This window comes from Metabacillus sp. GQ13 (genome assembly GCF_059758525.1).
Map to the genome: position 1 here is coordinate 263,721 of NZ_JCAXET010000003.1, position 15,853 is coordinate 279,573.

15 protein-coding genes are annotated in these 15,853 nt (G+C 34.7%); 1 reads left to right on the forward strand and 14 read right to left on the reverse strand.

The genetic code is table 11. The annotated features are described in order from the left end of the window. Window positions 1-132 precede the first annotated feature (132 nt). From argH to sppA, 11 genes are all read right to left on the reverse strand, one after another. A complete protein-coding gene (gene argH / locus AC6CHR_RS05145; RefSeq protein ID WP_498247442.1) occupies window positions 133-1,506 on the reverse strand; it encodes an argininosuccinate lyase in 1,374 nt (457 codons plus the stop codon). Next, entirely contained in the window at window positions 1,503-2,702 is a 1,200-nt protein-coding gene (locus AC6CHR_RS05150) for an argininosuccinate synthase (RefSeq protein WP_498247443.1), read from the reverse strand. Before AC6CHR_RS05150 ends, argH begins: the two co-directional genes overlap by 4 nt. Window positions 2,703-3,197: 495 nt before the next feature. After that, the gene (locus tag AC6CHR_RS05155; RefSeq protein WP_498247444.1) at window positions 3,198-3,710 is read right to left on the reverse strand and encodes a MogA/MoaB family molybdenum cofactor biosynthesis protein; all 513 of its coding nucleotides are present in this window, start codon (window positions 3,708-3,710) and stop codon (window positions 3,198-3,200) included. A gap of 49 nt (window positions 3,711-3,759) precedes the next feature. Next, window positions 3,760-4,593 carry an EcsC family protein gene (locus AC6CHR_RS05160; RefSeq protein ID WP_498247446.1) on the reverse strand — a complete coding sequence of 278 codons (834 nt, stop codon included), beginning with the start codon at window positions 4,591-4,593 and terminating at the stop codon, window positions 3,760-3,762. 293 nt (window positions 4,594-4,886) lie between these two features. Beyond that, the gene (locus tag AC6CHR_RS05165) at window positions 4,887-6,077 is read right to left on the reverse strand and encodes an acetate kinase (protein ID WP_498247447.1); all 1,191 of its coding nucleotides are present in this window, start codon (window positions 6,075-6,077) and stop codon (window positions 4,887-4,889) included. Between the two features lie 492 nt (window positions 6,078-6,569). Beyond that, window positions 6,570-7,559: a class I SAM-dependent methyltransferase gene (locus AC6CHR_RS05170; RefSeq protein WP_498247448.1), complete on the reverse strand. Its 990-nt coding sequence runs from the start codon at window positions 7,557-7,559 to the stop codon at window positions 6,570-6,572. A gap of 549 nt (window positions 7,560-8,108) precedes the next feature. Beyond that, on the reverse strand, window positions 8,109-8,609 hold the full coding sequence (gene tpx, locus AC6CHR_RS05175) for a thiol peroxidase (protein ID WP_498247449.1): 501 nt from the start codon (window positions 8,607-8,609) through the stop codon (window positions 8,109-8,111). Between the two features lie 349 nt (window positions 8,610-8,958). Then, window positions 8,959-9,444 carry a GerW family sporulation protein gene (ytfJ, locus tag AC6CHR_RS05180; RefSeq protein ID WP_498247450.1) on the reverse strand — a complete coding sequence of 162 codons (486 nt, stop codon included), beginning with the start codon at window positions 9,442-9,444 and terminating at the stop codon, window positions 8,959-8,961. Between the two features lie 127 nt (window positions 9,445-9,571). Continuing rightward, window positions 9,572-10,261, reverse strand: coding sequence for a DUF2953 domain-containing protein (locus tag AC6CHR_RS05185; protein WP_498247452.1), 690 nt, complete (start codon window positions 10,259-10,261; stop codon window positions 9,572-9,574). A gap of 163 nt (window positions 10,262-10,424) precedes the next feature. Then, on the reverse strand, window positions 10,425-10,955 hold the full coding sequence (locus AC6CHR_RS05190) for an RDD family protein (protein ID WP_498247453.1): 531 nt from the start codon (window positions 10,953-10,955) through the stop codon (window positions 10,425-10,427). A 12-nt stretch (window positions 10,956-10,967) separates the two neighbouring features. Beyond that, complete coding sequence (gene sppA / locus AC6CHR_RS05195) at window positions 10,968-11,972, reverse strand: signal peptide peptidase SppA (protein WP_498247454.1); 1,005 nt, start codon at window positions 11,970-11,972, stop codon at window positions 10,968-10,970. Between the two features lie 152 nt (window positions 11,973-12,124). Between sppA and AC6CHR_RS05200 the strand changes: the two genes are divergently transcribed. Beyond that, window positions 12,125-12,925 (forward strand): NAD kinase, encoded by an 801-nt coding sequence (locus AC6CHR_RS05200; protein ID WP_498247455.1) that lies wholly within the window; start codon window positions 12,125-12,127, stop codon window positions 12,923-12,925. A gap of 184 nt (window positions 12,926-13,109) precedes the next feature. Here the strand turns inward: AC6CHR_RS05200 and AC6CHR_RS05205 are convergent, their stop codons facing one another. The 3 genes from AC6CHR_RS05205 to AC6CHR_RS05215 all read right to left on the reverse strand — a co-directional run bounded on the left by AC6CHR_RS05205 (window position 13,110) and on the right by AC6CHR_RS05215 (window position 15,757). Beyond that, window positions 13,110-13,319 (reverse strand): alpha/beta-type small acid-soluble spore protein, encoded by a 210-nt coding sequence (locus tag AC6CHR_RS05205; RefSeq protein ID WP_498247456.1) that lies wholly within the window; start codon window positions 13,317-13,319, stop codon window positions 13,110-13,112. 87 nt (window positions 13,320-13,406) lie between these two features. Next, on the reverse strand, window positions 13,407-14,606 hold the full coding sequence (gene thiI, locus AC6CHR_RS05210) for a tRNA uracil 4-sulfurtransferase ThiI (protein WP_498247457.1): 1,200 nt from the start codon (window positions 14,604-14,606) through the stop codon (window positions 13,407-13,409). Window positions 14,607-14,611: 5 nt separating this feature from the next. Further along, window positions 14,612-15,757: a cysteine desulfurase family protein gene (locus AC6CHR_RS05215; RefSeq protein ID WP_498247458.1), complete on the reverse strand. Its 1,146-nt coding sequence runs from the start codon at window positions 15,755-15,757 to the stop codon at window positions 14,612-14,614. Window positions 15,758-15,853 lie beyond the last annotated feature (96 nt).

Consider the following 15,853-nt stretch of genomic DNA (forward strand, 5'->3'; position numbering starts at 1 on the left):
CTGTCATCTCCTTTTATTCAGGTACACCGACTTAGTGTCTCTGAATAAAAGACGCTTATTCAGTTTATTGGGAGAATTATAATTTTTTAGCACACACAAAGGTACTTGTAGTGAATGCGTAAACCAACACACTTAATTGAGTGTATCTTTTGCCTTCTCAATTGCAGCTCTTACCATATCAAACCCAGTTCCTCCAGCACTCATACGTTTTCTCACTGCCTCAAAAGGATTAATAATTTCATATAAATCCTTTTCGAAAAGGTCGGAAGATTTTTTATAGTTTTCGAATGGTAAATCCTTCAAGTAGATACCAGCTTGAATACATTCATAAACTAAAGTCCCCACTACTTCATGAGCTTCTCTAAATGGCATTCCTTTTGTAGAAAGGTAATCCGCCAACTCAGTAGCATTAGAAAAGTCTTCTTTAGTCGCTTTTTCCATTTTTTCTTTGTTAACTTTTAATGTATCAACCATGCCGATAAAAATCTGAAGACTTCCTTCAATTGTTTTCACCGTATCAAACATACCTTCCTTATCTTCCTGAAGGTCTTTATTATAAGCCAATGGAAGTCCCTTTAAAATGGTCAACAAGGACATTAAATTACCGTATGTTCTCCCTGTTTTTCCCCTTATCAGTTCTGCCATATCTGGATTCTTTTTTTGTGGCATGATACTACTACCAGTTGCATACGTATCATCAAGTTCAATAAATTGAAACTCCTGTGAACACCAAAGAATAATCTCTTCACAGAAACGAGATAAATGCATCATTAGAAGTGAACTGTTGCTAAGAAATTCAATAATAAAGTCACGATCACTAACACCATCTAAACTATTTTCATAGATCCCATCAAATTCTAAAATTTCTGCTGTATATAAACGGTCGATTGGAAAAGTTGTCCCAGCAAGTGCTGCACTACCTAGTGGTGAGATATTGATCCGTTTTATAGATTCCGTAAATCTTTGTTTATCACGATCAAGCATCCAAAAGTAAGCCATCAAATGATGAGCAAATGAAATTGGTTGTGCTCGTTGTAGATGTGTATATCCAGGCAGAATCGTCTCTACATGCTTTTCAGCTTGTTCGATAAGAGACTTTTGAAGTCCTTCGATTAACTCAACAGCCATACCTACGTGCTTTCGTAAATATAAATGCATATCAGTAGCTACCTGGTCATTACGACTTCTTCCTGTATGTAGCTTTCCACCGACGGGTCCAATTTCATCTATTAACATTTTTTCAATGTTTAAGTGAATATCTTCATAGTTAACAGAAAAGTCTAACTCATTCTTCTTAGCCTTTTCTAAAAGCTTAGTTAATCCATTTGTGATTTGTTGTTCTTCATCTTTACTAATAATCCCACACTTACCCAACATAGCAACGTGGGCTAAACTACCAGTGATGTCTTCTTCAACTAGCTCCTGATCAAAATGGATGGATGCTCCGAACTCATCCACCCATTGCTCAGGGGTCTTTTGAAAGCGTCCACCCCAAAGTTTTTTCATACTTCCACCTTCTTGTTTTTCACCATGCTATTCACTTTCGTTGGCAGTCCCCAAAGTTCAATAAAGCCAATAGCTGCATTATGATCAAATGCATCTTCTTTTGTGTATGTTGCAAGCTTTTCATCGTATAAAGAATACTCTGATTTTCTTCCTTCTACAATTGCATGACCTTTGAATAATTTAACGCGAACTGTACCTGTTACGTATTTTTGCGTTTCTTGTAAGAATGCATGTAATGCATTCTTTAATGGAGAGAACCAAAGTCCGTTATAAATAAGTTCTGTTAATTTTTGTTCAATTACTGGTTTAAAATGAGCAACTTCTTTAACTAATGTTAAATCCTCAAGTTCTTTATGTGCTTTAATAAGCGTCATTGCGCCAGGACATTCATATACTTCACGTGATTTGATTCCAACTAAACGGTTTTCTACATGATCAATACGTCCAATACCATGTTTACCCGCTTTTTCATTAAGTTCAAGAATTAAATCATGGAGAGCATATGCCTTATCATTAATTTTAACTGGTACTCCTTGTTCGAAGTGAATTTCAATTGTTTCTGCTTCGTTAGGTGTTTTTTCTAATGGTGTTGTTAAATCGTACGCACCCTCTGGCGGTGATGCCCAAGGATCTTCTAAGACTCCACATTCGTTACTTCTTCCCCATAAATTCTGATCAATTGAATATGGGCTATCTAAATTTATTGGAATTGGAATGTCATGCTTTATCGCATATTCAATTTCCTCTTCACGTGACCAACCCCATTCTCTTACAGGAGCAAGTACTTCAAGATGTGGATTTAATGCTTTAATTGATACTTCGAAACGAACTTGGTCATTTCCCTTTCCAGTACAGCCATGTGCAATTGCTACAGCATTTTCTTGTTCAGCTATCTCAACAAGTTTCTTTGCAATCAAGGGTCTTGATAAAGCTGAAACGAGTGGATATTTCCCTTCATATAATGCATGTGCTTGCAAAGCAACTAATGCAAAGTCCTTTGCATACTCTTCCTTTGCATCAATCATATATGATTCAACTGCTCCTACTTTAAGCGCCTTTTGTTGAACGAATGCTGTATCTTTCCCTTCACCAACATCTAGACAGCATGCAACTACTGCATATCCTTGTTCTTGTAACCATTTAATTGCAACTGAAGTATCTAATCCTCCAGAATAAGCTAACACAACTTTTTTCATCTATTTTTTCCTCCTATTTTGTATAAAAATGAATAATAATTAATAAAAATACATTTTCTATGTAAGTAACACTTTACAACTGTATGGCGTTTTCGTCAATAGAAAAATGCATATTTCTTTAGAATTTTTGTATAAAAAGATTCACAATTTAGAAATTGTCTATTATTAATCATTAGAATAAAAACGAAATTATACCTATCAAAATATAAGGTATGACTTACTTTACGAATAAATTGATTTAAGGTAACGTTTGTAAATGTTTTTATGTATATGGCAATGAAATAGTGTAAATATGCACCTTAACGAATATTAATAGACATCAACTACTGTTATTTACATCATAAGTTAAGCTTGGTTGGCAACTGTAGCATCCTTTATATAAATAGCAATCGATAAATAAAAGGATGAAATCCTATTGATTTCATCCTTTCATTATTGAAAATATAGTTTCCTCCTACTAAATGGAGCACACTTGTTTTTACAGTTGTGATTATTTCACAAGTCCTTTTTAATCTCTTTAACTACATGTCCTAGTTCAGGAAGAATAAGCCGATCCATCGCTAATTTGACTGCTCTTGATGAACCTGGCATAGCAAAAACTGCGGTATCCATTGAAGCTCCGGCAATCGCTCGACTTAACATTGCTGCTGACCCTATGTCTTCTTGATAACTTATGATACGGAAAATTTCACCGAAACCTGTGATTTCTTTTTCAAATACAGATTGCACTGCTTCAATAGTAACATCTCTTTTCGCTATACCTGTACCACCATTTATAAGTACAACATCAATATTTCGTGCTTCACATCCTTTTAAAACAGATGTACGGATCAAGGTCTTTTCATCCCTTACAATTTCGTAATCAACGACAATGTGTCCATTCTCTTCTAATAGATGTTTAATAAGCTTTCCACTTTTATCTGATTCCTCATTTCTTGTATCGCTTACCGTAATTATTTTGCAATTTACTGAATAAGACGCTTCAAGCTTATGTTCAATAATACTCATATTTCCTCCTAAAATTCATGAATTTGATGATAATAATATCCGTTCTAATTCAGGTAAAACCCTTGATTAATCTGAATTGATAATATTTGTTGGCAAAGTCAGTTGTCCGCCTAGTAACCTGATAATTAATTCCAGCTCCTATAGCAATACTAATCAGGGGCAGTCCGGTTATAAGCTTCTTTTTAAAAAGAGTCAAGACTGAAAGCTTAGCCACTTGTTTTATTAGAAACTCAAGGCTATGTGATTGAGCAAGCTCTTCCTCTCCATCATAAAAGTAGTAGAAGCCTGCTTCTGAATCAACATCGTTTTTTAATTCCCTCCATTGGTTATACTGCAGATGTTTTGGCATTAGTGACGCATGATAGACTTTTAGAGATGTCATCATTTCATACGGATTATTAATTTCATATCCATAGCACATGGCAACCATTTGGATTGATCTAAGATGTAAAGTCGTAAGCGCTGGTATATCAAGTCCTGTTAATAAAATACCTCCTGTTCCTGATATCCCACCATGTAAAAAGGAGTATAGCCGATGCTTCGATGTTTGAAGATCAGCTAGATAGGACAATTGATCAATAGGAAGGCTTTGTAAATCACTAATTTGATGAATGTCTTTATTTAATGTACGTGCCGATGAAAGAATTTGTTGTGTTGCATCCTGCTGTATAACTGAACTTTGAACAAAAGATTGTAGATTGAAAAGACATGAATCTAGTTTTGAATAAAATAATTGTTGCATCGTGCTAGGAATGTTATTTATTTTCTGATTTAACCATCTATCAAAGTTACGTTGAAAATCTGTACGAACATCATGTCGCATTTCTGTTTCCCATATAAGAATCTCATCTAAAATAGCTTGCATTCGTACTTTGTCATTCATCCTATTATCTCCTTATTCCAACATAATAAGTAAGTTTATAATGGGTGAATCTAAGCTGTTTAAAGTAATCATAACACAAAAAGACAATCGATTTCTTAAACGACTGTCTTTTGTTAAGGGCTCATTTGCAAATGCTCTTTTATTTAGAAGATATGATCTCATTATGGTACTTTCTCTTACTTCCTAAATTTTCTCAATTTATTTATTTCCCTCGGAACAAAAGCGACTTAAATGCAAATTTTCAAAACAAAAAACAACCCACTCCTTTAGCAAATGAGTGGGTTGTTTTAAACTTAATTTGAAGAAATGCGCACTACATCACGTGCAATCATTACTTCTTCATTTGTTGGAATAACGATAACCTTTACAGGTGAGTGAGGATAACTAATAAATGTTTCTTCACCACGTACTTTATTTAACGTTTGATCCCAATAAACGCCCATAAACTCTAAACCATTTAACACACGTTCACGAATTTCTGAGCTGTTTTCACCAATCCCAGCAGTGAAAATAATTGCATCCACTCCTGACATTCTTGCTGCATAAGAACCAATATATTTATGGATTCGGCTAGCAAAAACATCAAGTGCGATTTGTGCTCTTTTGTTTCCATCTTTTGCTGCTTGGATATTATCACGAAGATCACTTGATATACCAGAAATCCCTAAAATACCGCTCTTTTTATTTAAAATATCTAATACATCATCAGCTGTCTTCCCTGTTTTCTCCATAATATAAGGTAATAGGGCTGGGTCTATATTTCCTGAACGAGTCCCCATTGCTACACCAGCAAGTGGTGTAAAGCCCATAGAGGTATCGATGGATTGTCCACCTTCAATTGCTGCAATACTTGCACCATTACCTAAATGACAAGATATCAAACGAAGCTGTTCAATTGGTCTACCTAAAAGTTCTGCTGCTCGCTCTGAAACATATTTGTGTGAAGTTCCGTGGAAGCCGTATTTACGTATACCAAACTCCTTATAATATTCATATGGTAAGCTATACAAGAATGATTGCTCAGGCATTGTTTGATGGAAGGCAGTATCAAATACAGCGATCGATACTACATTCGGTAACACTTCCTGAAATGCTTTTATCCCAACAATGTTTGCTGGATTATGAAGTGGAGCTAATTCAGAAAGGTTTTCAATTTGTTTTAAAGTTTCATCTGTAATTAGGGCTGAATCAGTGAATATTTCCCCGCCATGCACAACACGATGTCCGATACCTTCAATCTCGTCTAATGAATGAATAATGCCTAGGTCTGTTAACTTTGATAATAGAATTTTTACGGCTACAGAATGATCCGGTATATCTATAACTTCAGTTTGATTAACACCATTAACTGAAATGCTGAATGTTGAATCGCTTATCCCTATTCTTTCCACTAGTCCCTTTGTAAGAACTGTTTCGTTTGGCATTTCAAAGAGTTGAAATTTCAATGATGAACTTCCTGCATTAATTGCAATTATTTTAGCCATTTGTGATTCTCCTTTTTATAGCACCTAACCATTGTTAGAAATTGAACATGTTACAAGTTAGATCCGAATATTTATAAATTAATTTTCTTCGTTTTCACAAACATCTTAACATCCTTATTCTTTACAAAATGTTCCCGATTATTATCTGCCTTTTCCATTTAAACATTGGTAATACAACATTTCAAGGTTTTGATTCATTTGCAATCGTTTACAGTGAAAAGTCTTATAATTCCCATAATTATTCTGTATTTTTAACAGAAGGCTGTTTTCGCAATGATTGTTGTTTTCCGTACAAAGTACTAATGTACACGTTTTAAGTATATCATCGTGCTCTTTTCGCTAAATTACCCTGATATCTTTATGGACATAGCCTCAATGTAGAACATAAAAACCAAAGGTCGATTTTTATTCGTACTAGAACAACAAACTATTAGAAAAGTACCTAACAGAAAAAGGAGGCACATGTACGTGCCTCCTTTCCTATAAATTTTGCTATTTATTCTCTCTAAACCATTGATCAATTTGCTTCATTATTGCACTCATTGCTTCTTTATTAGAGAACTTTGGTAATTTAGCAAGCAATGCTTGCTTTGGTTGAATACTCTTATCACCTTTTTTTTGCAGAATTAAGATGCTTTTACCGTGTTTTTCATCTTTAAATAAAGAGAATGGTAATTGAATAAACCCTTGAATAATGGCGATCTCTCTTAAATACTGATTAAGTTTTGGTGCCTCTTTTGTTTCAAATAAAGAGTTCGGAACAATAAAAAACAAATAACCACTTTCTTTGGTATGCTTCATGCTTTGTTCAATAAAGAGATGATGAGAATATGAATGCCCTTCATCTGCTTTTAGCAGATAATTAGATGCTTCCATATCATTAGGATAATAGCCGATTGGTAAATCACAGACAACGATGTCTACTGGGTCAATAAATAAACTTTCTAGACTATCTTGATTAAAGAACTGGACAGGATGCTCTTGTAAATTAGCATTTATATAAGCTAATTTAATGAGCAGATCATCCACATCCACGCCAAAGCTATTCACACGCTCCGTTTTCAAATAATTCAATATTGCAGTGAGCAGATTTCCTGTCCCAACAGCAGGATCTAAAACAGTAAGATCTTTATGATTTCCAACAAATTTACTAACTAAATAACCTAAAAACAATCCGATCGTATCAGGTGTCATTTGATGATTAGGGTGTGCACCTTCTTTTAGCCCTTTTAAAATTGTTAATTGATATGCTTTGCGAATTTCTTCTTTATCAAAAGATTCGATATTTATTGATTCGTACTTACGTTGCAAACTCTTAATTGTAATTTCACTTAGACCATCCTGTAAAATAGATCCTTGAAATAAATTTTCACCCGTTTCAGCAACTGCTTCTATGTAAGTCAAATGACATTCTTTTGCAATAAGGTCTGCTGTTTCATTTATAACTGCAAACAAGTTCTCTATTTTAGAAACTGTTTTCATTCATTTTCCTCCTCGCCACTATACCTTATTATTCTAGACATAGTTTTAAGCCAAGTCAAAAAAATTAACTATCAAGATTTGATTTTTAACAACAAAACTATTTATTAGAGATTTTTATTAGGAGTTATTTTCCATCCGCATATTTACCTCTCTAGACCGATATGCTAGATTGCCTCTTATTTATTAAGTAAGAACAATCATGCATGTCCTTGATTTGCCCTAATGAGAGTAATATGCTGTGAATAGAAGAGTGCTCTGTCTTCAATTATGAGTAGCTTATACCCTAGGACTTGCTGAGACAGGATTCGAAGTACGTATCAACAGTACAAGAATTTTATACTACCTAAACTACAAAAAAGACTGTCGATGACAGTCTTTTTATCACGCTATGTAATTAAAGTGGAAGACGTGAGACTCCTGCGGGAGAAGCGGGTCAATGTGAGCCCCACAGACGCACTCGCCGAGGAGGCTCCCGGACCGCCCGCGGAAAGCGCATATCTAACGGAAATAACCTTCAATTTTAACAGAGTCAAAAAAAGTTATTTAGAATTATTTAGCAGCCTTTGCTGCCTCAATCGCTGCTTCATAGTCTGGATGATTTGTTGCTTCACTTACATATTCAACAAATGCCACTTTGTCATTTGCATCAATGACAAAGACTGCACGAGCTAATAAACGAAGTTCTTTAATATGTACACCATATGCTTCACCGAATGAAAGGTCACGGTGATCTGAAAGTGTTTGAACATTTTCCAAACCATTAGATGCACACCATCTTTTTTGAGCAAATGGTAAATCAACACTTATCGTTAGTACTTCGACATTCTCAACCTCGGATGCGTCTTCATTAAAACGACGTGTTTGTGCATCACATACCCCAGTATCAATTGATGGGACTACAGAAATCAAGCGAACCTTCCCTTTTGTATCGGCAAGAGTTACTGGAGATAAGTCGTTAGCTAAGACAGTAAAATCAGGTGCAAGATCACCAACTTTTACCTCATTTCCCAGTAATGTAACAGGACTATTTTTAAATGTAATAGAAGCCATACCAAATTCCTCCTTTATATTATGTTCCTTGTAAATATAGCCTAGGTATCATGATTTTTCAATTATAATGAACCAGATTATAGAATTTGCTGGTAATTTTATGTTAAGTCTCTTTTCTAAAAGTTTGTGGCTATCCTACTTTGTGAATAATTTTAGCGAAGAAAACACGAAGACAGGCCAAATACGTAAAGAAGTGCTTCTTAAGAAAAACAACACTCTTTACGAAAACTTCTATGTTTATATTGATTAATAATTTACATGCGATAATTTTCCACCTAGTATTATTAAGCCGGGCCGTTTAGGATTCTAAATTAAAAATCAGAAAAAAAATTAACTGCCTAATAGGCAGTTAAATGTTGAAATTTATATTGGTTTGATCTTTATTTGCTTGATCTTGATTTGTTTGATCTTGACTACTTGTACTTCCAGAATTTCCATCACTTTTACCTTTTTTGAATATGCCTTGGATTTTTTCAACTGTTGATGGTGCAGCCTCTAAAATTTTCTCATAGAGGTGTGTACTTTCATCTAGATGAAGCATTTTTACACCTGTATTTGAAACAATTAAAAATGCTATAGGAGTGATAGATACACCACCACCACTACCACCACCAAATGGGAGGTTTGATTTTGTTTGTTCACCGCCCCGCTCTACATTTGTTGAATTAAATTCACTTCCACCTGCTGCGAATCCAAAACCTACCTTTGACACCGTTAAAATAACACTTCCGTCAGGTGTCTCTACAGGATCACCAATGATAGTATTGACATCTATCATTTGTTTTAAGTTTTCCATTGCTGTTTTCATAAGACCTTGTATTGGATGATCACTCACAGTATGTAGCCTCCTTCAAATCTTAATTATTGTACCTATTAATCCAAATTTTTTTGCATCCCTGCTCATTTGGATATAGAACTTATTCTTGGCAGTTCAACTCATTTTTTGAAAATAATAAGGGTCCCTATTGTCCGTTCGAAAAAAAGGAAAATGGCTTATTTTTCAATTTTGGACGCCCACCTTTCCAATATTTAATGAATTGTATGCCTGCAAACATAGCTTGCCCGATCCTAAACTGAAAAATACATTGGAATTTAGTCCTTGAACAAAATTGATTAAATTCTGGAGTAATTGTGACAACAGGTACTTCCTTTAGTTTCATATATTGACTTAATAAACCGACGACTCCTCCTTTAATTGACCAAGCAGCTCCAGTGATTAAACCTGTATGTGCAGCGTCTCCTATTCCCAATTGTGAATGCCATTCAAGTTTTTTAATATGTATTTTCTTTAAAAATTTACGGATAATCTCATGCATCCCAATAATATGTTCAGCTATTTCTTTAACATCGCTAATGACATTAAGTACATCCTCCGGGGTCACCTTTTTATTCTTTTCATTTACATTATTCTGTTCATTAGCCATTTCTACTTTTTGCTCTTGCTTTACAATTAAATTCGGCTTGTCACCCTCGACTTTTACAAGAGGTATATTTATCGTATAGCGTAGAAGGCCATTCCATGCACGAACTACCACTCTATACTTATCATTATCACCAAGATGATTTAAATCAAGGGTTATCGTCAATCTTGTAAACAAAATAAGTAAGAAAAACAAAAATATAATGAATATAACGAGAATTACCCAGAACACGTGTAACACACCCTTTCAAATTCCCATTATCACCTCTCTTAAAATAAAATAAACCTACAGATTAGATCTGTAGGCATTAAAATGGTATTATACCGCTAAGCATTTTACGGGTTAATGTCTATCGATAGTATGACTAGTAGTTAGAACTATTTATAAAAGCCTACTATTCAGCAGGCTCTGTTTCTTTTTCTCTTATAAAGAGTTTCTCATGAATAACTTGTGTATCTGCAAAAAAATCATGAATACCTTGTTTCTTAGGAGTAAACGCGGCAATAAGGTAGCCAATCCAGATGGTTTTAGAAATATAGCGTCCGATTAATTCTCTAAATAGGATCGTCCCCCAATTCATGTTACCTTCTTTTACGGAAACAACCTTTAAACCGAAAATCATTTTGCCCAAAGTCTGTTTAAGGAACTTTGTCATTAACACAAAATATGCAAAAAAGATAACTGTTGTCGCTATTGAAACTGGTGAAAACATTGAGTTTTTATTAGTTAAACTGAAGAATTCAAAGAGCGGATATATTAAAATTCCGTTTAAACTGCTTATTACCAACAAATCAATCATGTAAGCCCAAAAGCGAATCCAAAATCCTGCTTGGAAATGAGTATAATCAATCGTCTTATTTTTTTCGATAGAATCATACATTAGATCCGTATTATTTGATCCTGATCCTTCAATAGTAGCATCCACGTTAATCCCCCCTTATTCTGAGTATAAGTACATTAATCTTGGAGAACTTGTGCTTGAAAGCAATTGATAAATATTAGATAGCTCTGCATCCTCTTTAAATACTTTACTAACACTCATTGATAGGAACGAATCTAACCCTACTGCGTTTCCATATTCAACTACTTGTGCATTTTTTAATTTTAAGTCCTTTTTCATAGCAGCAATTGAATCATCAAAGTAACCTAGTTCATCGACTAGCTTATTTTCCTTAGCTTGTCTACCATCATAAATTCGACCATCTGCAACTTTAAGTACCTCTTCCTCTGTTAATGATCTGCCTTCCTTTATGACATTTACAAAACCTGTATATGCATTGTCTACCATCGATTGCAGGATTTTTCTTTCATCTTCTGTCATTTCACGGGTCGGTGAAAATATGTCCTTATAAGGTCCACTTTTAATTGTTTCAAATTTCACACCATACTTTTCAGCTAATTCACCGTAATTTACTGATTGCATAATGACTCCCAAAGAACCTGTAAGCGTATCTGGCGCTGCAAAAATTTTATCTGCTGCTGTTGATATGTAATATCCTCCTGAGGCCGCTTGTGTCCCCATTGATACGTATAAAGGCTTTTTACTATCCTTTTTTAACTCGATTAGTTTCTTATGTATTTCAGCACTTTCAACGACACCACCACCAGGTGAGTTAACTCTTAGTAGGACACCTTTGACGGTTTTATCTTTGCCTGCTGCCTCGATCATATCCAAAAAGGTTTGATGTTTATAACCAGCTGAACTGAATATAGATGTAACATCCTCTCCAGTATCTTGAATGACTCCATTCACATGTAAGACGACAATTTTATCACCCGACGTACCATCTTCTATAATCTCCTCCGAAAAGTCAGAAGTTGATGCGAAGGTTTCCTTAAACATATCTGCCTGTTTAAAAATCATCATTGTTGAGCTTAAAATAATCGAAAACACAAACAAAGCACCAGCTATCGCAATTGCTCCCCAACGCTTACCATTCATTTAATATGTCTCCTCCTTATACAATAATTGTTATGAAATGATTGACATTGCTTTATTACATTTAGTTAAAAGTGGTAAACTAAACAACATAAGGTATTGTATCATCTCCAAGGAAAAATGTGGAGAATTAACAGTCACGAGGAGGAAGCAACATGTCAGACCGTAGAAAAGTTTATTTTTCGTTTAAAAAACAAGACAATCTATTAGAAAAAATTAATTCACTTATCGAATTTGCTAAAGACAATGGTTTTCAAGTTGTAAAGGATCATAAACAAGCCAATATTATAGTGAGTATCGGCGGAGATGGAGAGTTTTTACAGGCTGTTCGTAAAACAAATTTCAGACCTGACTGCCTGTATATAGGGATTGGAGTGGATGATACATTAAGCTTGTATTGTGATTTCCAACTTGATGATAGAGAAAAGATGATTCATGCATTTACAGAATCACAAATTGAGGTCAGACGTTATCCAGTACTGCAAGTAAAAGTAGATGAAGAAACGTCTTTTAAATGTTTAAATGATTGTTCAATACGGTCTAGCATCATAAAAACCATCGTTATTGATGTTTACATAGATGACCTACATTTTGAAACGTTTAGAGGTGACGGAATGCTCATTGCCACACCGACAGGCAGTACAGCATACAGCAAATCAGTTAATGGAGCAGTAGTTGACCCTATGCTCTCATGTATCCAGGTTAGTGAGTTAGCCTCATTAAATAATAATCTCTATCGAACACTTGGTTCATCATTTATTTTGAGTGAGAATAGACGCTTAATGTTAAAGATAGTTCAAGACGGAAATGATTATCCCATTATCGGGATGGATAATGAAGCATTAAGCATTAGCAATGTACAACAATTAGAATACAGTCTAAGTGAAACACCAATTAAAACAGTCAAATTAAAAGATAATTCCTATTGGGAAAAAGTAAAAAGGACATTTCTATAGGCATTATTCGTAAGGAAAGCTTATAGTGAAAACAGCGTTTTTATGCTAGATATAGAAGTGCTTATAAACAGTACTTATGAATTCCAAATAACAAAAACAGGAAGCATATAATTTTTCTTGTTTTTCTAATTGAAAAAAGAGTAGGGAATATATTCCCTACTCTTTGTAGCCATTATCTATAAAATTATTGTTGATTGAAAGAACCACCCATTTGTTGTTGGGCAAAAGAAACTAAACGCTTAGTGATTTCACCACCAACTGAACCGTTAGCGCGTGAAGTCGTTTCTGCTCCTAAGTTAACACCGAATTCAGAAGCAATTTCAAGTTTCATTTGATCAATAGCTTGTTGTGCACCTGCTACCAATAATTGATTTGAGCTGTTGTTTGCTGCCATGTGTATCACCTCCTTGTGAATATAGATTGTGTAAATACACATGGCTTCATACATTTTAATTATTGGTAATTGTTAGCAAGAAAAAACTTATAACAAACTTTTAAACTCTTCTTTCTCTTCTTTTGTTATTATCATCGTCTCAATATTATCTACAGCATTATTGATAAGTTCTTCAAAATCGACAAAACTCTCAAATCGAGTTACTTTATCTAGCTTCGGTTTCGTTTTGGGACTTGCTGGTGTAAAAATCGTGCAGCAATCCTCAAATGGTCGAATTGATATATCATGAGTTCCAATCCGTTTAGAAATATCAATAATTTCTGTTTTATCCATCGTAATAAGGGGTCTTAATATTGGTGTATTGGTTACATCATTTATCACCATCATACTTTCCAAAGTCTGACTAGCAACTTGGCCAAGGCTCTCTCCAGTAATAAGAGCAAGTCCTTCTTGTTTTGCTCTTACTTTATCGGCAATTGTTAGCATCATTCTTCTTGTCGATGTCATTGTATAATTTTCTGGTACCTGTGCTTGAATTTTTTCCTGAATCGTAGTGAAAGGTACAATGTGCAATCGGATTTTCCCACCAAAAGCTGCGAGTTCGCGTGTTAAATCAATAACCTTTTGCTTCGCTCGCTCACTTGTATACGGAGGACTAAAGAAGTGAACAACCTCTAATTCTACTCCTCTTTTTAATGACAATAATCCAGCAACAGGACTATCAATCCCTCCTGATAGCAATAACATCGCTTTACCACTTGAACCAACTGGTAAACCGCCTGCACCCTTGTAATCAAAGCATGTAAGGTAAGTTGCTTCGCTTCGAACCTCAACACGAAGGTTGATTAACGGATTTTTTACATCTACTGTTAAATCCTTTGTATTCATCAAAACATGACTTCCAATTTGATAGTTTAATTCATTCGTGTCTAGTGGAAACGTTTTGTCTGCTCGTTTTGCAGATACTTTAAACGTATCATTTGGTTGATATAGACTTTTCACTGCTTTTAATGCCATTTCTTTAATTTTCGTTATATCACTGTCACACTTAATCGCTAAACTAAACGATTGTATGCCAAAAACATGTTGTAGTCTTTCAATAATGACCTCATGTTCTCCGTTATTTAAATGAATATAAAGTCGATCACGTGTTGCTTCATAAACTAGGTTAGGATAGTCTGTTAAGACATTCTTAATATTATTTTTTAAACGATCGATGAATATTCTGCGATTTCTTCCCTTTGTAGATATTTCCCCAAAACGAATTAATATGTGATCAAATTTCATTTTATCTACCTCATTACCTTTGATAATTTTTCAATACCTTGCTTTAGAGCCTTTATAAAAGTTGAAACGATATCCTCTGTTTGTTCCAGAGACAAACTTACACGTATGGCACTTTTAGCAAGTTCTTGATCTTTATTCATTGCAAGTAACGTACTACTTACAGCTTTTCTTCTTGATGAGCATGCCGATGTAGTTGATACGTATATATCCTGATCCGCTAAGTAATGAACCAAGACTTCAGCTTTCACTGAGGGTACCGAAAAGTTAATAATATGTGGAGCTGAATCTTCTTTTGGCGTGTTAATAACGACACCCTCTACAGCTGCTAGCTCTTTCATCAATTTGTTGTGTAAGCTATTTAATGTTGGATGTTTTTTCTTAGCCTCTTCATTCGCCAATCTTAGCGCTTTTGCCAATGAGACATTCCCCGCAAGATTTTCTGTTCCGGATCTAAATTGTAGTTCCTGTGACCCTCCTGAAAAAAGTGGGAGAAGCTTAACTCCTCTTTTCACATACAGGGCACCAGTCCCATTTAATCCATGAAATTTATGACCTGAAATGGTACAGAGGTCAATGTAACTTTTCTGAAAATCAAGCGGTACTTTTGTTATTCCTTGTACGTGATCAACGTGAAACAATATGTTAGGATATTGTTTTAAAAATTCACCAATTTCCTTTATCGGCTGGATAGTACCTACCTCATTATTAACATGCATAATTGATACGAGGATAGTATCCTCGCGGATTTCCCTTTTCATGCGTTCGAGTGTTACAAATCCATCCTCATTAACCGGAAGATATGTAACATTAAAGTCATGAACATCCTCAAGTTGAGCAAACGATTCTAAAACGGAGGGATGTTCAACTATTGATGTGATAATATGTTTACCTTTGTGTCTATTTGCAAATGCTGCTCCTTTAATTGCTATGTTATTACCTTCAGTTCCACCTGAGGTGAAAATGACTTCCTCTTGATGAACACCTAAAAGATTAGCTACCTGACTTCTAGCTTGAATTAAAAGCGATTCTGCTTCACTTCCAAGTTTATGTAAGGATGATGGATTCGCAAAATATGCTTCAGTTACTTTCGTATAAGTAGATATAACCTCTTTATAAGGCATTGTTGTTGCACTATTGTCTAAATACAACATCCCATTTCCTCATTCCCTGTAAATAAGTAATAATTTTATAAAATCTATTTAATTTTGGCTCTGTTAAATTTGAAGGCTGATTTCCGTTCCTGACGT